Source organism: Gluconobacter japonicus, assembly GCF_002723975.1.
GTDB lineage: Bacteria > Pseudomonadota > Alphaproteobacteria > Acetobacterales > Acetobacteraceae > Gluconobacter > Gluconobacter japonicus.
In genome coordinates this window covers 1-20,955 of record NZ_BEWO01000030.1, presented here as the reverse complement: position 1 = coordinate 20,955, position 20,955 = coordinate 1, and the positions used below count along the sequence as shown (strand labels likewise).

Annotated in this window: 20 protein-coding genes and 1 pseudogene; 14 read left to right on the top strand and 7 right to left on the bottom strand. The window is 56.0% G+C overall.

The window, feature by feature from the left end; genetic code table 11:
• Positions 1 to 42 precede the first annotated feature (42 nt).
• Entirely contained in the window at positions 43 to 738 is a 696-nt protein-coding gene (locus GJA01_RS13370; RefSeq protein WP_062015710.1) for a substrate-binding domain-containing protein, read from the top strand.
• A gap of 19 nt (positions 739 to 757) precedes the next feature.
• A complete protein-coding gene (locus GJA01_RS13365; RefSeq protein WP_082785220.1) occupies positions 758 to 2,218 on the top strand; it encodes a carbohydrate porin in 1,461 nt (486 codons plus the stop codon).
• 45 nt (positions 2,219 to 2,263) lie between these two features.
• Here the strand turns inward: GJA01_RS13365 and GJA01_RS13360 are convergent, their stop codons facing one another.
• Positions 2,264 to 3,343: a lactonase family protein gene (locus GJA01_RS13360; RefSeq protein WP_062502772.1), complete on the bottom strand. Its 1,080-nt coding sequence runs from the start codon at positions 3,341 to 3,343 to the stop codon at positions 2,264 to 2,266.
• Positions 3,344 to 3,673: 330 nt separating this feature from the next.
• On the opposite strand from GJA01_RS13360, the gene GJA01_RS13355 reads away from it, so the two are divergent.
• A complete protein-coding gene (locus GJA01_RS13355; RefSeq protein ID WP_062502773.1) occupies positions 3,674 to 4,918 on the top strand; it encodes an alpha-hydroxy acid oxidase in 1,245 nt (414 codons plus the stop codon).
• Here GJA01_RS13355 and GJA01_RS15450 read toward each other — a convergent pair.
• From GJA01_RS15450 to GJA01_RS13345, 3 genes are read right to left on the bottom strand one after another with little or no spacing between them, the layout of a single operon-like run.
• Positions 4,915 to 5,322 carry a substrate-binding domain-containing protein gene (locus GJA01_RS15450; protein WP_216634290.1) on the bottom strand — a complete coding sequence of 136 codons (408 nt, stop codon included), beginning with the start codon at positions 5,320 to 5,322 and terminating at the stop codon, positions 4,915 to 4,917. The genes GJA01_RS13355 and GJA01_RS15450 overlap by 4 nt on opposite strands.
• Positions 5,285 to 5,995: a LacI family DNA-binding transcriptional regulator gene (locus tag GJA01_RS15445; protein ID WP_216634291.1), complete on the bottom strand. Its 711-nt coding sequence runs from the start codon at positions 5,993 to 5,995 to the stop codon at positions 5,285 to 5,287. The genes GJA01_RS15450 and GJA01_RS15445 overlap by 38 nt, the downstream gene beginning before the upstream one ends.
• A gap of 32 nt (positions 5,996 to 6,027) precedes the next feature.
• Positions 6,028 to 7,203, bottom strand: a complete 1,176-nt coding sequence (locus GJA01_RS13345; protein WP_082785221.1) for a beta-propeller fold lactonase family protein — start codon at positions 7,201 to 7,203, stop codon at positions 6,028 to 6,030.
• Between the two features lie 124 nt (positions 7,204 to 7,327).
• Here GJA01_RS13345 and GJA01_RS13340 point away from each other — a divergent pair, with 124 nt between their 5' ends.
• The 6 genes from GJA01_RS13340 to GJA01_RS13315 all read left to right on the top strand — a co-directional run bounded on the left by GJA01_RS13340 (position 7,328) and on the right by GJA01_RS13315 (position 13,916).
• Positions 7,328 to 8,356, top strand: a complete 1,029-nt coding sequence (locus tag GJA01_RS13340; RefSeq protein ID WP_062502775.1) for an SMP-30/gluconolactonase/LRE family protein — start codon at positions 7,328 to 7,330, stop codon at positions 8,354 to 8,356.
• Positions 8,357 to 8,525: 169 nt separating this feature from the next.
• The gene (locus tag GJA01_RS13335; RefSeq protein ID WP_062502776.1) at positions 8,526 to 9,182 is read left to right on the top strand and encodes an arylsulfatase; all 657 of its coding nucleotides are present in this window, start codon (positions 8,526 to 8,528) and stop codon (positions 9,180 to 9,182) included.
• A gap of 89 nt (positions 9,183 to 9,271) precedes the next feature.
• Positions 9,272 to 10,000 carry a gluconate 2-dehydrogenase subunit 3 family protein gene (locus GJA01_RS13330; RefSeq protein ID WP_082785222.1) on the top strand — a complete coding sequence of 243 codons (729 nt, stop codon included), beginning with the start codon at positions 9,272 to 9,274 and terminating at the stop codon, positions 9,998 to 10,000.
• Positions 10,000 to 11,778, top strand: coding sequence for a GMC family oxidoreductase (locus tag GJA01_RS13325; RefSeq protein WP_062502778.1), 1,779 nt, complete (start codon positions 10,000 to 10,002; stop codon positions 11,776 to 11,778). The genes GJA01_RS13330 and GJA01_RS13325 overlap by 1 nt, the downstream gene beginning before the upstream one ends.
• 14 nt (positions 11,779 to 11,792) lie before the next feature.
• On the top strand, positions 11,793 to 13,100 hold the full coding sequence (locus GJA01_RS13320; protein ID WP_062502779.1) for a cytochrome c: 1,308 nt from the start codon (positions 11,793 to 11,795) through the stop codon (positions 13,098 to 13,100).
• 51 nt (positions 13,101 to 13,151) lie between these two features.
• Positions 13,152 to 13,916 carry a cupin domain-containing protein gene (locus GJA01_RS13315; protein WP_145993797.1) on the top strand — a complete coding sequence of 255 codons (765 nt, stop codon included), beginning with the start codon at positions 13,152 to 13,154 and terminating at the stop codon, positions 13,914 to 13,916.
• A gap of 42 nt (positions 13,917 to 13,958) precedes the next feature.
• Here GJA01_RS13315 and GJA01_RS13310 read toward each other — a convergent pair whose 3' ends face one another.
• Positions 13,959 to 14,918 (bottom strand): LysR family transcriptional regulator, encoded by a 960-nt coding sequence (locus GJA01_RS13310; protein ID WP_062502781.1) that lies wholly within the window; start codon positions 14,916 to 14,918, stop codon positions 13,959 to 13,961.
• Between the two features lie 139 nt (positions 14,919 to 15,057).
• Here GJA01_RS13310 and ltnD point away from each other — a divergent pair, with 139 nt between their 5' ends.
• From ltnD to otnI, 5 genes are read left to right on the top strand one after another with little or no spacing between them, the layout of a single operon-like run.
• On the top strand, positions 15,058 to 15,984 hold the full coding sequence (gene ltnD, locus GJA01_RS13305) for an L-threonate dehydrogenase (RefSeq protein ID WP_255312285.1): 927 nt from the start codon (positions 15,058 to 15,060) through the stop codon (positions 15,982 to 15,984).
• Positions 15,981 to 17,270 (top strand): 3-oxo-tetronate kinase, encoded by a 1,290-nt coding sequence (gene otnK, locus GJA01_RS13300; RefSeq protein WP_062502782.1) that lies wholly within the window; start codon positions 15,981 to 15,983, stop codon positions 17,268 to 17,270. Before ltnD ends, otnK begins: the two co-directional genes overlap by 4 nt.
• Positions 17,267 to 17,908: a 3-oxo-tetronate 4-phosphate decarboxylase gene (gene otnC / locus GJA01_RS13295; protein ID WP_062502783.1), complete on the top strand. Its 642-nt coding sequence runs from the start codon at positions 17,267 to 17,269 to the stop codon at positions 17,906 to 17,908. The genes otnK and otnC overlap by 4 nt, the downstream gene beginning before the upstream one ends.
• Positions 17,909 to 17,941: 33 nt before the next feature.
• Positions 17,942 to 19,330, top strand: a complete 1,389-nt coding sequence (locus GJA01_RS13290; protein ID WP_062502784.1) for a GntT/GntP/DsdX family permease — start codon at positions 17,942 to 17,944, stop codon at positions 19,328 to 19,330.
• Positions 19,331 to 19,355: 25 nt separating this feature from the next.
• Positions 19,356 to 20,153: a 2-oxo-tetronate isomerase gene (otnI, locus tag GJA01_RS13285; RefSeq protein WP_062502785.1), complete on the top strand. Its 798-nt coding sequence runs from the start codon at positions 19,356 to 19,358 to the stop codon at positions 20,151 to 20,153.
• 9 nt (positions 20,154 to 20,162) lie between these two features.
• Here the strand turns inward: otnI and GJA01_RS13280 are convergent, their stop codons facing one another.
• Both GJA01_RS13280 and GJA01_RS13275 read right to left on the bottom strand, forming a co-directional pair.
• Entirely contained in the window at positions 20,163 to 20,534 is a 372-nt protein-coding gene (locus GJA01_RS13280; protein ID WP_253783152.1) for an IS5 family transposase, read from the bottom strand.
• Positions 20,535 to 20,651: 117 nt separating this feature from the next.
• Positions 20,652 to 20,824: pseudogene (locus GJA01_RS13275) on the bottom strand (IS5-like element IS711 family transposase); the annotation flags it as partial.
• Positions 20,825 to 20,955 lie beyond the last annotated feature (131 nt).

Sequence of the window (20,955 nt, the reverse complement as noted above, 5' to 3'; positions counted from 1 at the left end):
GTGGCTTTCTTTGTTTCATCTACGCAAAGGAGAGAGGCGGATATGACGCGAGAGCAGTTTTCACTGAGCGTGGCTCTAGTCGTAAAAGATGCATTCGATAACGGAATTCTGCGAGATTTCGTCCGGAAAACCGGTCTGGAGCCTGTTATTGAATGGGCCCCTACGACGGTCATTCTTGCATCGCTTGAAAAAGGGAAAAGACCTGACGGTATCATTGTGACCGATGACGCACTAGCGGGACTTGTTGAGAAGAAAATTGTCGTGCCAAACGCCTTGGTGCCACTGGTGACCTCGAAAATCGGTATCGGTGTCGCCAGTGGGGCGGAGCATCCCGATATAGAAACGGTCGATGCTTTCAAGGCGACGTTGCTGAAGGCCCGCTCGGTTGCCTATTCGCTTGGTGGTCAGAGTGGTCTGTATTTTGCACCTCTCCTCGAGCGGCTTGGTATTGCTGAAGCAGTCAATGCCCGGGCGACCCGCATTCCTGCCGGATTTTCCGCAGAAAAGCTGAAAACGGGAGAGGCTGATATCGCTGTCCAACAGATCAGCGAGCTTCTGGCAATCGAAGGAACAGAAATCGTAGGGCCCCTTCCTGAAGAAATTCAGAAAGTCACGCCTTTCTCGGGCGCGCCTCTGGCTGACAGCCTCCAGAAAGAGAAGGTCGAGGCCTTTCTCGCCTTCCTGCGCGAGTCGAAATCAGCGGAGCGTTTCAGAAAGTCCGGTCTTGAGCCTAGGTAAATCGCGAGAAACAACGATCATGATTTCTGGTTCTTTAAGGTATTCGGCTGCATTGCTGATCGGTAGTGCTGCCCTGTTCTGTGGTTCCGCACATGCTCAAACGATTCAGGAGGCTGAGCCAACTTACGATGCCAGTGTTCGGGTCGCAAAGCCCCTCCCTGCAACCCCGTTGAGTGGACCGGTGGTGCCGCCGTTTGAAAATCCTCCTGCGTTTCTTCCGGATTTTTTTGGTGTGCGGGCTTGGTTGAGGGCGCATGGCATTGCATTGCTGATGTCCAATACCAACGAATTTACGGGGGCGCTCACCAAGCCCACGCCGGGTTTCAGAAACTACCGGCAGGGAGCAAGCAATGCCGGGCAACTCAGTACGGTTCTGCATATGAACTGGGACAAACTGATCGGCCTACGGGGTTTTGCGACGCATGCCGTTTTTACAAGTCGTTATGGCACGACTGCCAACCGGATGTTTGGTGACTGGTTGGGGCATGCGTCGGAAATTTATGGCGGCGGGGGGAATGTCGTCGTTCATCTGGTTATGGCTTATGGTGAGGAAAACCTTTTCGGTGGCCGACTGGCGATTGCTGGCGGGCGTATGACTGAACTATCGGATTTCTCCAACTCGCCCCTGTTCTGCAATTTCATCAACAACAGTCTGTGTGGTCGTCCCAGAGCCGTGAGTGATAATGACTATATTGGCCGTTATCCCGCGGGTGTCTGGGGGACCCGGGTGCGCGGCCGTCCGTCTCGCTATACTTATATTCAGGCAGCCGTCTATTTTCCTGAGAAAAGTATGTTCTCCAATCTCTATAACCGGAGCGGCTTCAAATTCAGTGGTGGGTCGGCCGTTCTTGGTCAGTCGATACCGGTTGAAATGGGGTGGGAACCCGAGTTTGGTGCGAAGCACAAGCTTGCTGGGCATTATAAGATTGGCGCGCGTCTTCTGACTGTTCCGCTCTCGGATAACTATTACGATATTCATGGTCTGCCATTCAGTATGACGCGCAAAAAGGCGATGCAGCATAACAGGAGCTGGACTGCATGGTTTGAAACGGATCAGAAAATATGGCAGCCGCAGGGAGCGCCAGCTTCGTCAGGCACGACACTGATTGGTGGTTTCATTCTCAATGACCCACGTGTTGCGCTCCGGCGCTGGGAGACCTATTTCGGTTTTATTAATCGTGGGTTTATCCGTTCGCGTCCTCAGGATGCTCTGAATTTCATAGGAATGTACGAAAAAATTTCCGGTGGCGTGAGCGCTACAGAGGCGAATTATCTTGAAGAGGGAGCAGCAAGTCTGATGCCCAATCATGCGACGGGTGTTCAAAAAAATGCCGCTGTTTTTGAAGTCAATTATCAGATCCAGGTAACCCGGGGTTTCGCTTTCGCGCCCGATTATCAGATTTTTTTCAACCCGAATGGTCAGAAAAATCTGCGGACGGCGCATGTTCTGGGCTTTAAATCGACCGTTCAGATTTTCTAGCAAAAAGATATATCTATTTTTGACGGCCGAGAGCTTTCCTGCGTTTCAGGCCGGTTGAGCTGCTGCCGGCCTGAGAACAATACTACTCGGACTGGCAACGTTCACACAGTGCTCAACACCCGTAACGTCCAGTCCCTGAGTCGTAAAGGCGACGCGCCCTATTGTGTCCGACGCTTCGTGGGCGATCAGAAGCGTTGATGTAGGCACGACGATTGTAAAAAACCGTGGCGTTTTGCCCCCGCTCCCGATTGATCGGGTGAGAAAAAGCGTTCCGGTATTGTTGTCTATGGAGAGGACGCTCAGAAGATCGGCGCCACGAAGGGAGACGAGGACTGACTTTGCGTCCGGGGAAAGAGCGATTTCTGCTCCTCTCCCGTTTCCTGTGTAATTCTCTGGAAGAACCTGAACAATCTGCTGAGGGGTCAACTTACCGGTTTCGGAATCATGGCGATAATACGTTACCGTACAGTCCAGTTCGTTGATGACATAGGCCCAAGGTTTGGTTGGATGAAAGACGATGTGTCTGGGGCCTGCGCCTTCACGTGTTGGTATGCTGTCGACAAACCGAAAGTGCCCCTCGTGAAAACGAAAAACGAAAATACGGTCCAGACCTTTGTCTGGGACATACAGGAAGCGTTCTGTGGGATCGAATGTTACGCCATGAGGATGGGAGCAATGCTGTTCGATCCGGTGAGGGCCACGCTCTCCCGGGAGTGTTGCCGATGACGTGACCGCGCCGAGCATGCCGTTGGCCTCATCGAAGGAAACAGATGTGAGAGTACCATCTGCATAATTCGGGATCGCGATGAAGCGGTTGGTCGTATCAAAAACGAGATGAACCGGATTGCGTCCACCGCATTCAACACCGGACCTGTGTTGGAGAAGGCCGTTCTGGCGATCGATAGCGTAAGACGAGATATGGTTGCGGTCTCCATGAACGGCACAGAGATAGCCTCCGCTTCGATCAAGTGAAAGGAATGAGGGATTGTCGGGTGTCAATATATTCTGAAGATGTTTCCAATCAGTGAGCGTGTCGTTCACATGATAAACGTTGATCCCCCGGCCGCGTGCCTGCCGCTCTACAGTCGTGTAGCAACCGACATAAGCGAAAAATCCGCAAGGCATAAGCTCTCCTTTCTTACGTGAATTGGAATCCGGAATGGCAATTTTGGAAACGATTACATGTTCTTGAGGGTGCCGTTAATGACGCTCCGTAAAATGGTGCTCATTTTTGCGTGATCTTTAAATGCGGGGTTAGAGGATCCTGATAGGACTAATTTGAAAAATAAAACAAAAACAATAACATAAATTGATTTACTCGAAGCTTCGACGTCATGAGTGAACAGATGGAAGTGTGGGGCTGTATCATGTGTCCCTTGCAACAGGAGGAAAAAGGGACATAAAGGCAATGTAAGGGCTTACATAATAAATTTAAGCACAGGAGCATGTCTGGAAATGGGTGACATCACAAAAGCGGCTGACGGCCTTCAGCAGACTGCCCCTCCTGTTCTTTCCACAGCGCTTAAGGCGACTCCCGGGAGTTTGCCGGCACGTCTGCGGGATATTCTTGCGCTTGATGATTTTGAGCGGCACTGCAAGCCTTTCCTTCCGCGCATGATCTATCAATACGTCGCAGGCGGTGTGGAAACGGAAAGCGCCATGCGCAACGGCCGCCAAGCCTATCAGGATTATGGTTTCACACCTCGTGCGCTGGTCGATACTTCGGCACGCTCCACGCAGACCAGCCTGTTCGGGAAAACGTATTCCGCGCCATTTTCGATCGGGCCTTTAGGAGGGGCAGCGTTCGTCGCCTATCGTGCGGATCTTGCGCTGGCGGGTGCGGCCCGCTCATGCAACATCCCCATGATCCTCAGTGCCTCTTCACTGATCCGGCTGGAAGACGTCATTGCCGTCAATCCTGATGCTTGGTTCCAGGGGTATCTTGCCGGGGATTTTGATCGGATCACGCGCATGCTCGACCGGGTCGAAGCCGCGGGTTACAGAAATCTCGTTGTGACCGTCGATACGCCGATCCTTGGTAATCGTGAACATAATATCCGGTCAGGGTTTGCAATGCCTATCCGGGTTACCCCCCGTGTGATGGTTCAGAGTGCAACCCATCCACGCTGGCTTCTGGGAACTGTTGCCAGAACTTTCTTGAAGCATGGTGCGCCGCATTTTGAAAATACGGAAGCCGATCGCGGTCCACCGATGATGTCCCGCAAAGTTCGTAATACCGTTGCGCGGGACAAACTGACCTGGGAGCATATTGCGTTCATTCGCAGACGCTGGAAGGGGCCTCTGGTCATTAAGGGCATCATTTCTCCGCATGATGCTCTTATGGCGAGAGATCATGGTGCGGAGGGCATTATTCTCTCCAACCATGGTGGTCGTCAGCTCGATCATGCGATGGCGCCTCTGCGTGTTCTTCCAGAGGTCGCATCCTGCAAAGGGGATATGAAAGTCATTATCGATGGCGGTATTCGACGTGGCTCTGATATCCTCAAGGCATTGGCTCTGGGGGCAGATTTTACGCTCATGGGACGGCCTTTTCTATTTGCAGCAGCCCATGATGGTCAGAGGGGTGTAGAGCATGCATACACAATCATGCGTGATGAAATCATGCGAGATATGGCGCTGCTGGGCGTGAATTCTGTCGAAGAGCTGAACGAAAGCTTTGTCAGAAAGGCAGGTCCTTAAAGTTTGTCTGGCGGAGCCACAGTGCCCCGCAGGACAAGCTCCGGGGTAATCCGTGTGACCTGTACCATTGTTTTGGCGCCCATGAGGTTGAGCAGGGCAAGAGCAGAAGACTTTCCGATTTCGTCGGCATCGACGCGAATGGTTGTTAGCGGGGGTGAGAGAACGGCAGAGAAGCTTGAATCGTTGAAACCGATTACGGAAAGCGCCCGGGGGATATCGATGCCTCTCTCGGATGCCTCGCTCATGATACCCAGTGCGATTTCATCCGTTCCACAAATAATGGCTGTCGGCCGCTGCTCTTCCGGACCGCCCATCAGTTGGCTAAAGGCATCCCGGCCAGCCACAATCCCTGACGAGACAATCAGATCATGCGCTGGACTGAGTTCCAGGCCGCGTTCTGCCATGGCCAGATGCACAACCTTCGGCCCGTGGGGCTGCTCGGTCATTGTTTTCACGTGTGCCGGTGACGACGGCAAGTCGCTTGTGACCGAGGTCTAGGAGGTAGTTTGCGGCACGAAATGTGGCCTCCCGGTTATCGAAGCCGACACAGTATTCACGGTCGGAAAGGCTGAAGCTCTGGATGATGGGAACCTGACTGCGTTCCGCGCGCGCATAAAGGGCTGGATCGTGGATGCCGCCAACCAGCATCAGTCCATCAACGCCGCGCTGCAACAGAAAAGTGACTTCCTGCATTTCGGTGGCGAGATCGTATTCGGAACTGGCCGCCAGCACCTGATATCCTGCAGCCCGCATCGTTCTTTGAAAACTCGAAAGCGCCCGCACGAACACCTCGTTTCCATAGCTGGGCACGATCACGCCAACTGTTGAAGAGCGACGCGTACTCAGCGCGCGTGCGGCGCTGTTCAGCACAAAGCCAAGTTCCGCAGCGGCTTTCATGACGGCTTCGCGTGTTGCCGGTCTCACTTTCTCGGGTTCGTTCAGGGCCCGAGACACTGTGGCGATGGAGACGCCCGCGAGTTCCGCAACATCCTGCGCGACCGGAAGGCGCGTGCGACCGTCGCTGTTTGAGCTCCTGTTTTTTCTGGGCAAGGGGTGGTCAGGGTTGATTGTACTCAATGCTTGCGTTCCCGTTACCGGTCCGGAGGGCTTTACCATGACGTTGCGGCCGCTGCCGGCCCGGCTGTCATGGAGAGGGTGCCGGCCGGATGCAGTCTTATACCGTCCCATTTCAAAACAGTCATTGTCTTGTCGGTCGTGTTCTGCACGACAAGGGTGTGACCATCTGGAGAAAACATGATGCCCTGGGGCCAGCGCCCAACGTTTTCACTCGCTATGAGCGCCAGCCTGCTTCCGTCAACACGATAGAGTGTAAGAGTTCCGTGTTTCGACGGATCTTTGTTGGAGTTGTTGACAGCGCCCACGGCGAGGTAGCGCCCGTCCGGAGAAAATCGGAGGGGTTCGGGGCCGGGGGCGACCGGTATTGTGCCGAGCAGATTTAACGTCCCGTCGTTCAGCCGCACTAGATGCACGGCGGGGTGTACAGGGTCCTGATCTCCTATGGCGATGAGACCTGATCTGGTGATATCCATCGTGTTGGGGGCATAGCCAAGATCAAGACGTTGCTTCTGCACGTCAAAACCGTCTCTGCGCCTGTTGAGGAGGGCGAGCTGATGCGGGCCGCGCAGTACGACCACGGCATGCTGCCCGTCCGGCAGGAAAATGACGGAGGCCGGGTTGCTGTCAGCCCCCATGCTCAGGGTCTGGACAGGATGGAGTTGCCGGTGTGCGACGGCAAAGACAGAGACTGTTCCGCTTTTCCGGTTTCCAACGAGTACCCATTTCTGGTCCGGTGACACGGTGACCTGACTTGCGCCCAAGCCCGCGTGAAGCGTCTGAACTAGATGCAGGGTGGCGTGGTCGATGGCTACGACCGATACGACATCATCTTCGATGACGGGATCTCCCACATGCGCGCCTGCGTGCGACCCGGCTGTGACGATGGCCCAGCATGAATCCGGAGCGATCCAGACTGTTGTCGGAGGTCCTTCGACCGAGTTGGGCAGGTGAAGGGTTTTTCCCAATACAGGCGAGCCATGCTCGAATCGGATCAGGGAGAGGCTGTCCGGGACGATTATCCCGGCAGTGACCATTTTCCCTGCAGTATTGGTCGTCGTGTGGCCGTCATTTGCCGAAATGGCCCATTGGCCTGCCGCATGAACGTTATGCACGAAAAATGCGCACAGGATGGCCCCTGTGACCGGACTTAGGCGCCGCCTGTTCTGCTGCCGGGACTGCCTGGCGGCTGAGGAGGGTTGGTCAGTCATTGTGATTTGTTATCCATTAATAACAATAAAGTGATACAAAAAACCCAAATTGAATGATGGTACATTTATATCGAGGATGTAAACGTTTTCAATTGCTATTGAACGCGTAGTCTGCGAGTATGAGATGAGCATCATATTGAAGCGTCGATCGTTTCTTGGATCCGTGGCTCTGGCAGGCGCGGCCGCATCTCTTTCGTCCTGGCATCCCGCTTATGCGAATATGTGGCAGGCATCACTCCGGCTGCCGGACCCTGCTGTCAGAATCCTCGATCCCGCGTTCAAAACCTGCGTCAACGCTCTGTCCGTTGTGCAGCGGATCGCAACCGGCTTTGAGTGGACGGAGGGCCCCGTGTGGCTGGGAGAGGCCAATCTTCTGCTTTTCAGTGATATCCGTGGCAATCGCATCATGAAATGGGACGAGGCGACGGGAGAGACATCCGTCTTCCGGGCTTCATCGAATTTTTCCAATGGCAATACGGTCGACCGTCAGGGCAGGCTGCTGACGTGTGAATGTGCCACCCGGCGCATTACCCGCACGGAAGCCGATGGCCGGATCACCGTTCTTGCGGGCGGGTTTGACGGCAAACCCTTCAATTCTCCCAACGATATCGTGTGCACTGCTGATGGTGCCATCTGGTTTACGGATCCGGCTTTCGGGCCGAATTTTTCTGAAGGCGATCTGCCGCCCGTTCAGGTGGCGCGCGTCTATCGGATCGACCCGCGGACGCGGAAGACCGAGGCCGTGCTGGAGGATGTACCGGGGCCAAACGGGCTCTGCTTTTCGCCCGACGAAAAAACCCTCTATGTCGTCGCATCCCGTCACACCCCTCATCGACAGATATGGGCGTATGATGTTTCTGCAAACGGCACGGTCTCCGGCCAGAGAGTTTTTCTGGATTGTGCAGAAGCGACGGCGGACGGCCTGCGCGCGGATATCAATGGCAACCTGTGGTGTGGATGGGGTTCAGGCGAGGGTCTGGACGGGGTTGCGATTTTCAATTCGCAGGCCAGACAGATCGGACATATTGATCTGCCCGAACGTTGTCCGAATGTCTGTTTCGGGGGCGTTCATCGAAACCAGCTTTTCATGGCGTGTCATACATCCATCTATCGTCTGACTCTTGCGACGCAAGGCGTACCGCAGATCGGCTGACGAACGCAGACCCGACTTTTCCCGGTATGACTTACCCGTCGTCCAGCAAGTTACGTTCTCGTGAGACGCTTAATATGAGTTTGCAATACACAGAGTATTCAAAGTATGAAAGCGCTTACATTTATTTCGGCTTCTGTAGTGCCGTGGCGTGTTTTCAGGGAATGATGAAATGAGCCCGCGTATTGTTCTTCTTCATGCCACTCCCGTGGCAATGGCTCCCATCCAGAATGCATTTCGTCGCCTCTGGCCGGAGGCGGAGATCGTCAACCTGCTTGATGACGGATTGACGATTGATCGCAAAAAAAGCGCTGATCTGTCTCCGGAGCTGTCACAGCGATTTGTCGCTTTGGGGAAATATGGAGCGTCCATGCAGACGCAGGGTCTGTTGATCACATGCTCTGCATTTGGTCCGGCGATTGACGTACTGGAAAACGAGCTGTCGATTCCTGTGCTCCGTCCCAACGAGGCCATGTTCCGCGCGGCACTGGAGAAGGGCACGCGTATCGGGATGCTGGCGACATTTGCGCCATCCGTTGTGACGATGGAACAGGAATTTGAGACTTTCCGGGAGCAGGCATCGTCAAAGGCCACACTGGAAACAATCATTGTCCCTGATGCCATTGATGCGCTGCGTCGTGGCGACGTTGAAACACATAATCGTCTTGTTGCGGAATACGCCCCGCGTCTGAAGCACTGTGACGTCATTATGCTTGCCCATTTTTCAACATCCGAAGCTCTAAAAGCCGTGGAGACTGCGGTCAGTATTCCGGTTCTTGCCGCGCCGGATGCAGCCGTCCAGCGGATGCGCCTGCTGCTGCGCGCCTGAGCATCGGGAGCGGTGCTGATCTGCGTCCGCGCGGCTGATTTCATCGACGCGCATAACAATTTTACCGAATTTTCAAAGGTGTCTGGAGAATGAGCGTTAGATCGCGAAATGGCGGTGCTGTGGTTTGTGGTCGTCGCGCCATGCTTCAGGGGACCGCGCTGGGTCTTGTTGTAGCAGCTTTATTCCATTTCCCTTCGGAAGGCGTGTCAGAAGCTGCCGACAGGGAATATGCTTATCGGCCCGTATTTTTTTCCGATGACGAGTGGCAGACACTGAACAGCTTTGTAGACAGGCTGATTCCGGCGGATGTCGAGGGGCCGGGCGCGCTTGAGGCGCATGTGCCTGAATTCATTGATCGGCAGATGAATACGCCGTACGGCCATGGAAGCGAATGGTATCTCCGGCCCCCTCTGATGAAGACATCGGCTGCGCTGGGCTATCAATTCCTTTTCACGCCGAGAGATATCTACAAACAGGGCCTTCCAGCGCTGCACAGTGCGATCATGCAACGCTATGGCAAGCCGTTCCATCAGCTTGATGCGGGGGAACGTGACCGGATTATCGGCCAGATGGAAAAGGGAAGCCTCACGCTGTCGCCCGTGCCGTCGAAGCTTCTGTTCGGGCAGATCCTGAAAAACTGCAAGGAAGGCTATTTTGCCGATCCGATACATGGCGGGAACTACGAAATGGGAGCCTGGAAAATGATCGGGTTCCCCGGTGCCCGTGCGGATTTTACGGACTGGGTTGATCGTTATGGGGCGCGCTACCCCCTTTCGCCCGTTTCAGTTGGCGTTCATGGCGTGCAGGGAGGCGTATGATGGTTTCTCGTAACGAAAAACATACCGATGTGGTGATTGTCGGCTTTGGCTGGGTCGGCGCCATCATGGCGCGGGAACTGACGCAGGCGGGGCTGAACGTGGTTGCGCTGGAGCGTGGCCCACGCCGTGACACCTGGCCTGAAGGGGCCTATCCCTCGTCAATCGACGAACTCACGCACAACACCCGACATGCTCTTTTCCTTCAGCCGTCGCAGTCGACGGTGACGGTGCGCCATCGCGACAGTGATGTGGCGGCTCCCTACCGGCAACTCGCGGCATTTCTGCCGGGAACGGGGGTCGGTGGGGCCGGCCTGCACTGGTCCGGATGCCACTGGCGTATTTCGCCTGTCGAACTCCGTCTGCGCAGTCATTACGAGGAACGATACGGGAAGGACTTTATTCCACAAGACATGACCATTCAGGACTGGGGCGTGTCCTATGAAGAGCTTGAGCCGCATTTTGCCTTCGCCGAGAGCGTGTTCGGGACGTCGGGGCAGGCCTATAAGGTCAATGGCAAGATCGTAGGTGATGGAAATCCGTTCGATGCGGATCGTTCAACGCCTTTTCCATTGCCCGCCATGAAGAATACCTATTCCGCCGAACTCTACAGCAAGGCCGCAGCGGAGTGTGGGTATCATCCCTTCCGCATCCCGTCCGCCAATGCGTCACAGGCCTATACCAATCCTTATGGATGCCAGATGGGAGCCTGTACGTTCTGTGGGTTTTGCAGCGGTTATGCATGCTACAACTATTCCAAGGCATCTCCAAATGTGAACATCCTGCCTGCACTTGAGCGTGAAAGTCGTTTTGAACTACGGGTCGAATGTGATGTTCTAAAAGTCGAGACAGATTCATCTGGCAAGAAAGCCACGGGCGTGATCTATCGGACGTCCAAAGGTGAGGAAGTCCGTCAGACTGCCGATATCGTCATTCTGGCCAGTTTTGCTTACAACAATCCTTACCTGCTTCTTCTCTCCGGGATCGGCCAGCCTTACGACCCGAAGACAGGCGAGGGGACTGTTGGACGCAATTTCGTCTACCAGAATGAATCCGGCGTAACGCTGTTCTTCGGGCAGGACAAATTCACCAATCCGTTCATCGGGGCCGGTGGCAACGGTGTTGCGATCGATGATTTCAATGCGGATAACTTTGATCATGGACCGCTGGGCTTTGTCGGTGGAGCGCCGATCTGGGTCAATCAGGCCGGCAGCAAGCCGATCAGCAGCGCCACGGTGCCCAAGGGGACACCGCAATGGGGCGCGCACTGGAAGAAAGCCGTCAAGGACAGCTTCCAGCACACGATATCGATCCATGCCCATGGCACCAACATGGCATTTCGCGACTGCTACCTGTCTCTTGATCCGACCTATAGCGACACTGCCGGGCGTCCGCTGCTGCGGATCACGTTCAACTGGCACGATAATGATGTGAAGATGATCCGCTACGTGACGGACCGGATGGCGGATATCGGTCGGGCCATGAAACCAGAATCCATGTCGGTCGAGACGAAGGAGTTCGGAGAGGAATTCGACCTTCGCCACTATCAGACGACGCATATCGCGGGTGGCGCGATCATGGGAACGTCCCCCAAGGACAGTGTGGTCAATCGCTATCTCCAGCACTGGGATGTGTCCAATCTCTTCGTCATCGGATCATCGGCGTTTCCGCAGGGTATCGGATACAATCCCACTGGTATCGTTGCGGCTCTGGCTTACTGGTCTGCAAAGGCAATCAGAGAGCGTTATCTGAAGTCTCCCGGACCAATGGTGCAGGCATGAAGAGGCGTAAAACAATGAAGCTGCGTCTTCTTCCGGTACTGGCGGGCGCGATCTGCGTCGTGCAGTCCTCCGGGGCATATGCCGCCGATGCAGATCTGATCAAACGGGGGGCATATGTCGCCGTTCTGGGGGACTGCGAAGCATGTCATACCGCCCATGACGGCAAATCTCTGGCTGGCGGACTGGCCCTTCAGTCGCCGCTCGGAGCAATTTACTCCACCAATATCACGCCTGATCGTGACACCGGGATAGGCACCTGGAGCTACGAGGATTTCGCGCGTCTCATGCGTCGGGGAATCAGGAAAGACGGGTCGAGCGTTTATCCGGCGATGCCGTATCCGTCCTATTCGAAAATGACGGATGAGGATCTGCAGGCCCTTTACGCATACCTCACGCAGGGTGTCGCTCCGGTCAGCCTGAAAAACCGGGCGCCGGATATTCCATGGTTATTGTCAGCACGCTGGCCTCTGGCGATCTGGCGTCTGCTTTTTGCGCCTTCACCTGCGCCTCCATTACCGTCTGCCCCTCATGATGATACGTCCGATGCGCTGGTCGAGCGTGGCCGTTATCTTGTGGAAGGGCCGGGGCATTGTGGAAGCTGCCATACGCCCCGCAATTTCGTGCTCGCCGAAAAGGTCCAGACCGCAGCGGATGGGCCGAAATATCTGTCCGGCGGCTTCATCGTAGACAACTGGGTCGCGCCAAGTCTTCGGAGTGATGACGCCGGTGGACTTGTGGGCTGGACCCCCGAGGATATCGTGGCCTTCCTGAAAACGGGGCGTAACAGGCATGGCGCGACATTCGGTGCGATGAACGGCGTCATCACGCATTCGACCTCCCTGACGGATGACCATGACCTGGCGGCAATCGCGGCCTTCCTGAAGACGCTCGGCCCTCCGCCAGGCGTTTCGGTTCAGGCGTTCCATTATGATGATACGGTATCGCGCCAGCTCTTTGCGGGAAAAATGCCGTCGGAAGGTGCGAGGATTTATGTTGACCGTTGCGCCGCATGCCACCGGACGGACGGACACGGATATCCCGGCGTCTTTCCTCCGCTTGCCGGAAATCCGGTTCTTCAGGGACCCGATGCAACTTCGGCCGCTCATATCATTCTGAGCGGCGGACGGCTTCCCGGAGTTGCGGCTGCGCCGTCGTCTCTGGTGATGGGGTCATACCGGGATGTTCTGGATAATCAGCAGATTGCCGACCTTGTCACTTTTCTCGGGCAAAGCTGGGGCAATCACGGCGCGGCAATGACGGCGTCACAGGTGGCGAAGATCCGACAAGCAACCACAGACGAAAAGAAGCCTGTGGGTGAGTGAAACAGGTGTCGAATTTTGTCGAGATCATGAGGAGCAAGGAACGAAATGTTTGTGAATCAAAAATCTGATTGCGCCATACCAGCGCTGAAACCGGTATCGTCTGCCAGGCATGTATTGGCTGGTCTCTGTGTCCTGACGCTGGGGCTATTTCATGGCGGCAGCGCTCAGGCGGCTGCACACAAACCCGACCCATCGGAAATCGTCGAGACGGCACAGGACACCTATCATCATGTTATCTTCGAAAACGAAGATATCCGGCTCATGCGCGTCATCATTCCGCCTCACGGCAAAACCCGTTGGCATCGTCAGGCGCTTGACTATGTGAATACGCCGATCGTCGGGACGACCATCCATAAGGACTCTCTTTCCGAGCCGTCCAAGGACGGCACGATGAAGGCGGGGGAGGTGCGTTACCTTCCCTACAGCCAGAAGTCGGACGTCGATCAGGTCATCAATACAGGCGATACTGTGAATTCACAGGTCACATTCGAAATAAAACGCAAGGGCGTTGGACATTTCGGCCCGGCTGACCGAGCGAACAGTCAGGCTTTCAGAATGATCCTCGACAAGCCGGTCATTCGGGGGTGGCATGTTCATCTGGAGCCAGGACAGAGCACGGGTGACTATACGCAGTCGGGGCCGGGTGTGCGTGTGTTTCTCACCGGAGGACGCCTGATGACGCGTGAGAAGGGGGCCGTGGCATTCTCCGAACAGCACCTGAACCAGGCAGATGCACAGGTTCTGGCGAAAGGCACGTTCGAAGTCATTAACGGCAGCATGGAGCCCATGGACTACAACGAATACGAGTTGAGGTGACGCATTCTGCAAACCGGGTGTCCATCCGGACGCCCGGCAGTCTCAGCCTCCTATCGCCGGGCGCAGCGTTTTTTCCAGTTCGTCGAGAACCGTCATGGTGGGACGGGACTGATTGCGGGATTTGAGCATCAGAATTCCGTATGAACTGATGGCGATGTTCACATCGGACGATACAATCTGGATCTGCCTGTATTTGGCCTGCTGATTGGCGACCGCGGCGGAGAGCACTGTCAGCGCGTCTGTCTTTTCCAGATAAGCGAGTGTCATCACCAGAGAGTCGCTGCCAATGATGTCTTTCGGGAGCGGCAGGTTTCTATCCTGAAAGATGCTCTCCAGCCTGCTGCGTGATTTTCCCCCTTTCCTTTGCAGGACCCAGGGAAAAGGCGCCATGTCCTCCAACCGAACCGGCGTTGCCTTTCTGAAAAGAGGATGGTTCTGACGCGCTGCGATGACCATGGGTTCTTCCCCGATGGGGGTATAATGACACGCCATGCTCCGCGTATCCTCCGGCGGCCGACCAATCATGATGTCGATATCCCCGTTCATCAGGTCATGGAAAAGACCAATGCTCGATCCGGTGCGGATTTCGAGCGATATGCCTGGGTTGTCACGCTGGATATTGATCACGGCCGTCGTCAGTAGGTCGACAACGGGCCCGTCGATTGCACCGATGGAGACGTTCCCTGCTCCGCCTGAGAGAAGGGCATTGAATTCGTCACGGGTGCGGTCAAGCTCATCGAGCAGGTTGTTGGCGTGTCGGGTCAGGACGCTGCCATAAGCGTTGATCACAAGACGCCGTCCCTCCCGCTGAAAGAGGGGGAGACCAATCACATCTTCGAGATCCCCCAGCAGCCGTGACGCGGCTGGCTGCGCCAGACCGAGGCTTTCAGCGGCACTCTGAAGCGTGTTGTGACGTGAAAGAGCCTGCAATAGCTGGAGATGCCGGAATTTCAGCCGGATATCGACGAACCAGGACGGGGATAAAAGGTGCTTCTCTTGCATGGACTCAACATAACATGAGGGACATGAAACATAACAGTTTGTGCATTAGACCTATCATAAAATCTGTGAATTATTGTCCTTCAGGCGCCTCTGCTTTGTACGGAGGGCGCAGGAAATACTTTAGCGCTTCAGATGGGGGATGACGATGCACGGTAAGGATCAGGCAGGTCAGATCGGAGTGATCGGCCTTGGAGCGATGGGTCATGGTGTCGCGAAATCGTTGCTGCGTGCAGGGTTTCGTGTGGGTGCATATGACGTGCGTGCGGAAGCGCTGACTGCGTTCGAAGCTGAAGGAGGGAATGCCTATACTTCGCCCGCCACTCTCGCAGAGACCTGTGACGTCCTGATCATTCAGGTTGTGAACGCGGAGCAGACAGAACAGGTCCTCTTCGGAGAACAGGGAGCGGTCGAGACGCTGAAACCGGGTTCTCTGGTCATTTCCTGTGCAACCGTAGCGCCAGCTTTCATTGAAGGGCTCGAGGCACGTCTGAGGAAGCACGATCTCTGGCTGCTGGATGCGCCCATGTCCGGAGGGGCCGCCAAGGCGGCTTCCGGCGAGATGACGCTGATGACCTCCGGCCCGGAAGACGCTTATGTCCGTGCCGAAAAGGTTCTTCCTGCCATGGCAGGCAAGGTCTATCGGCTCGGAGCTAAAGTCGGTGTCGGCACGCGTGTGAAAATCGTCAATCAGCATCTGGCGGGCATTCATATCGCAGCGGCCGCCGAAGCCATGGCACTGGGCCTGCGCGAAGGCGCCGATCCGGCGACCCTGTATGAAGTCATCACCCATAGTGCCGGCAATTCCTGGATGTTCGAAAACCGGGTGCCTCATATTCTTGCAGGAGATTATACACCGCTGTCAGCGGTGGATATTTTCGTCAAGGATCTTGGTCTGGCGCTTGATACGGCCCGTCGGACGAAATTTCCCCTGCCTCTGGCGGCGACCGCGCATCAGATGTTCCTCAACGCGTCTGCGGCCGGACATGGTCGGGAAGATGATTCCGCAGTCATCAAGATTTTTCCCGGAATCATACTTCCCTCTTCCGATGGGGGAGAAAAAGCATGACCGGACGCGGAGCCTTTATTGGCTGTATTGCCGATGATTTTACAGGCGCGACCGACATCGCCAGCACGCTGGTCCGAGCAGGCATGAAAACGGTGCAGAGCATCGGAATCCCTGAGGTAGACGATCCGATGATCGCGGATGCCGAAGCCATCGTCGTCGCCCTCAAGTCGCGCACGGTTGCGCCCCTAGACGCCGTGGCGCAGTCACTGGCCGCTCTGGACTTCCTGCGGGGCGCAGGTTGCCGGCAGATTGTTTTCAAATACTGCTCGACCTTTGATTCCACGGAGCATGGCAATATCGGCCCGGTTGCGGAAGCTCTGGCCAAAGCCCTGGGACAGCAGGTTACGATTGCCGCGCCCTCTTTTCCCGCTAATGGACGTACGGTCTATAATGGCCATCTCTTTGTCGGTCATGCGCTTCTCAATGAAAGCGGGATGCAGAACCATCCTCTGACACCGATGAAGGATGCCAATCTCGTACGCGTGCTTCAGGCACAGTCAAAAGGAACCGTCGGACTGATCGATCTTCCGACTGTCCTGAAGGGCGCGGAACATGTCCGGGCAGCGATTGAGAAGGCTCAGGCTGAGGGGGCTACCCTCCTTATTGTCGATGCGATTTCTGAAGCCGATCTGAAAGTGATCGGACAGGCCTGCCATGATCATGTCCTGATCACGGGCGGGTCGGGGATTGCGCTGGGGCTGCCCGACAATTTCAGGACGCATAACGAACTCTCCGGTGCGGATGCGGCTGTTCTGCCAGTCGTGGAAGGAAAAGACGTTGTGCTTGCCGGTAGTGGTTCGCTGAGGACAAACCTTCAGGTGGCGCGGTGGATTGAAGCGGAACGGCCAGCGTACCGGATTGATGTCATGAAGCTGGCTGTCGGTGAACCGGTTGTGGAGGAGGCGATTGCCTTCTTCGACGCTCATACCGATCAGACCGTCCTCATTTATGCGACCAGCCCGGCCGATGAACTCAGGCAGGTGCAGGCCGCGATCGGCGCTCAGAAGGCGGGAGAAATGGTCGAGCATGCGCTGGGCCTTATCGCACGGTCTCTAAGAGACCGGCGTGTCAGACGTTTTGTCGTCGCCGGTGGAGAAACGTCAGGAGCCGTTGTTCAGTCCCTTGATGTCAAAGGTCTGCGTATCGGCGCACCGATTGCACCAGGCGTTCCTGCAACCGTGTCAACGGGCAGCGTACCGCTGGCACTTGCGCTGAAATCAGGGAATTTCGGAGAGGCCGACTTCTTTGAAAAAGCGCTGCTGGCATTGTCGGGAGACCAGTCATGATTGATGAAACAGCATGCCGCGAGGAAATATGCGCTATTGGGCGGGATCTGTATGCGCGCGGGCATACAAGCGGAAGTGCGGGAAATATCAGCGCGCGTCTCTCGGACGGCTGGCTCATTACGCCTACGGACGTGTGCCTGGGACGCCTTACGCCCGAAGGAATCGCCAAAACCGATTTTGAAGGCAATCAGGTTTCCGGACCGCGCGCCTCCAAAACGGTGACCCTGCATCGCAGAATTTATGAGCAGAGACCGGACTGCAACGCGATCATCCACACACACTCCACCCATCTTGTTGCGCTGACCCTGGCGGGTGTGGACGCCGAAAGTGCCATTCTGCCCCCGATCACGCCGTATCAGGTCATGAAAATCGGGCGTGTCCCGCTGGTTCCCTATGAGCGTCCGGGGTCACCGAAAGCGGCTGCCCGGGTGGCTGAACTGGCTTCTTCCGTCAACGGCGTCATGCTGGAGCGGCTTGGGCCCGTCGTGTGGGGCAGCAGCGTGACAAGTGCCAGTGATGCGCTTGCTGAACTCGAAGAAACGGCGCGCCTGTGGCTGATGACCACGCCCCGGCCCGCACCGCTGGATGATGCCGCACTTGCGGAGATTGCGGCTGTGTTCGGGGTGAAATGGGACTGACTTGGCCTTTTCGAAAGCAGGAGAAGTCCTGATATGACCCCGATGGTTCTTCTGGCCAGCGCCATTGCCGGCATCGTGCTGATGCTGGTGCTGATCATCCGTTTCAAGCTTCATCCGATCCTGACACTGCTGATCGTCAGCATGTTTGTTGCCCTTTTTGCCGGGATGCCCGCAGCCAAGATCGTCCCTGCAATTGAAGCAGGGATGGGCAAGACGCTGGGACACATCGCCATTATCATCGCCCTCGGTGCCATGATCGGGAAAATCGTTGAGATTTCAGGGGGCGCCCAGGTTCTCGCACGCGATCTTATCACCCGTTTCGGGGACAGACGCGTCCCGCTTGCCCTGACGCTCGCCGGATTTCTGATCGGCATTCCGGTCTTTTTCGAGGTTGGCGTGATCATGGTCATGCCGCTGCTTTATGGTGTGTCGAACGTAACCCGACGCTCTCTCATGATTTTCGCACTTCCGATGTGCGCGGCCATGCTGACGGTGCATTCGTTCCTGCCACCCCATCCGGGTCCTGCCGCAGCCGCAGCGCAGATTGGAGCGAATATGGGGCGTGTTCTGGCCTTCGGGGTCCCCATAACCCTGCTCGTCTGTGGAGCGGGTGCCCTGATTGCGCAGCGCATGACGCGACGCGAGTTCACTTACGCGCCAGACATCCGCGCAGCGGTCAGCGGATGTGAAGGGGAGATGTTCAAGGCTGGACCAGAGTCTTCCGTTCACGCGCTGCCTTCGGCGGAGCCTCCCGGATTCTGGCTGATTGTCGGCCTGATCCTGCTTCCGATCGTCCTCATCATGCTGGGGACCATGCTGTCGATCTTTCTTCCGCCCGGATTTTCCTACGCAGGAGCTGCCCATCTTATTGGCTCGCCGATAACAGCCCTTCTGCTTGATACGCTTCTTGCAGGATATACCCTGGGACTGCGCCGGGGATGGAGCTTCGAGCAGGTCTCGACCGTTATCGGTTCAGCAGTGCCTGGCGTCGCAATGGTTATCCTGATTGCGGGCTGTGGCGGCGTGTTCGGAAATATCCTGGTGGAAAGTGGTATTGGCCACGTCATCTCCGACATGCTCCGCACAACCGGACTGCCTGTTCTCGCCCTGGCTTTTATTCTGAGCATGATCCTGCGCGCGGTGCAGGGGTCGACGACGGTGGCCCTTGTGACGACTGCGGGAATTCTCGGTCCCATGATTGCCGAGATGCACGCCAACCCCAACCAGCTTGCTCTGCTGGCGCTTGCCATGGGGGGAGGCGGCCTATCGGTGTCTCACGTCAACGACGCAGGGTTCTGGATCTTCACGAAACTGTCCGGAATTGATGTGGCGGACGGTCTGCGGACCTGGACCGTTCTGACAACGACCCTTGGTATTCTGGGGTTTCTGGTAACCTGCCTCCTGTGGCCGTTCGTCTCGTAATTCATCACAAAGGAAGTCTCGTGCCATGCCTGCTTTTGCCGCAAACCTGACCATGAACTACCCGGAGCTTGAATTTCTCGAGCGTTTTGACGCCGCCGCGCGCGATGGGTTCAAAGGCGTTGAATTCCTGTTCCCCTATGCTTTTGACAGGCAGGATCTGAAGGCCCGCGTCCGGGGAAACGATCTGCATGTTGCGCTGTTCAATGCCCCTCCTGGAGACTGGGATCAGGGGGAGCGTGGATTGGCGGCACTCCCTGGGCGTGAAGAGGAGTTCCAGCGCACGATCGGGCTGGCACTGGAGTACTCTCAGGTTCTTGGGAACAGCCGCCTGCATGTCATGGCCGGTCTGCGCGATCATGACATCCCGTATGAACGACAGATGGAAACCTATCTGCGGAATATTGAATACGCGGCCTCACAGGCGAAGTCTCTTGGGCTGACTATCGTTCTCGAAGCCATCAATACACGCAACATGCCCGGATATTTTGTGAGCTATCAGGAAGAAACGAAGGGGGTCTGTGATCTGATCGGGGCGGATAATGTGAAGATCCAGTTCGATCTGTATCACGCGCAGATCATGCAGGGTGACCTTGTGGTGAGATTAGAGACCCTGTTTGAATCGATCGGCCATATTCAGGCGGCCAGCGTCCCTGATCGGCATGAGCCAGACGGGGGTGAGGTCAATTATCCCTATCTTTTCGAGTGGCTGGACCGTGGTGGTTATCGTGGATGGATTGGTTGCGAATATAACCCTCGCTCTACGACATCTGAAGGTCTGGGCTGGTTAAGTCCATGGCGTGGCGCGATTGCAAAAACGCTCTAGCTTCAGGCCTCATAACGAGAAGATGAAGCTCGCTGCGACATAGATTGCGGACACGAAGGTATGAGCGCACCGGTCATATCGGGTCGCCACACGTCGCCAGTCCTTCAGTTTTGCAAACATGTTTTCGATAAGGTGGCACTTTTTATACAGATGCCAGTCGTAAAATGGATTTGATGTCCTGTTCTTCTTCGGCGGAATACAGGCGGTGATGTTCCGGTCTGCGAGAGACTGTCTGATTTTATTGCTGTCGTATCCCCGATCTCCGATGACTTGCTCTGTCTCATCCGACAGGTCCGCCAGCAGAACATCAGCGCCTTTGAAATCACTGACCTGTCCAGCAGTCAGATGAAGGCGGACAGGGCGTCCCTGTCCATCGCACATGCCATGGAGTTTTGAGTTCAGGCCGCCTTTTGTTCGTCGGATATGACGGGAAAAGCCCCTTTTTGAGCAGGGACGCTGATGTCCGGGGCGCCTTGAGATGTGTTGCATCCGATCATCAGCTGTGAAGGCGCGTAGTGGTCCGCATCGTAAGCGGCATCGGCGATAACACAGCCGACGTTCCGCAAACCGGATAGAAGAGCCTCAGCCTGGGGTCGAACGCCGTATTGTCCCGGTGTCGGATGGATCCGCAGACACAGGCCGATCGCATCGACGACAGCTTGAGGCTTGGTGTCCCGATCCGGCGATTTGGCTCCATTGCTTGTCTGCAGTGTCCACCTGCTCGAGGTCTGCCCTCTCTCGACAGTCTTGAGTCAGAGCTTTACATCAAAAGGAATCAATGAATGCAGACAGCGCATAACGC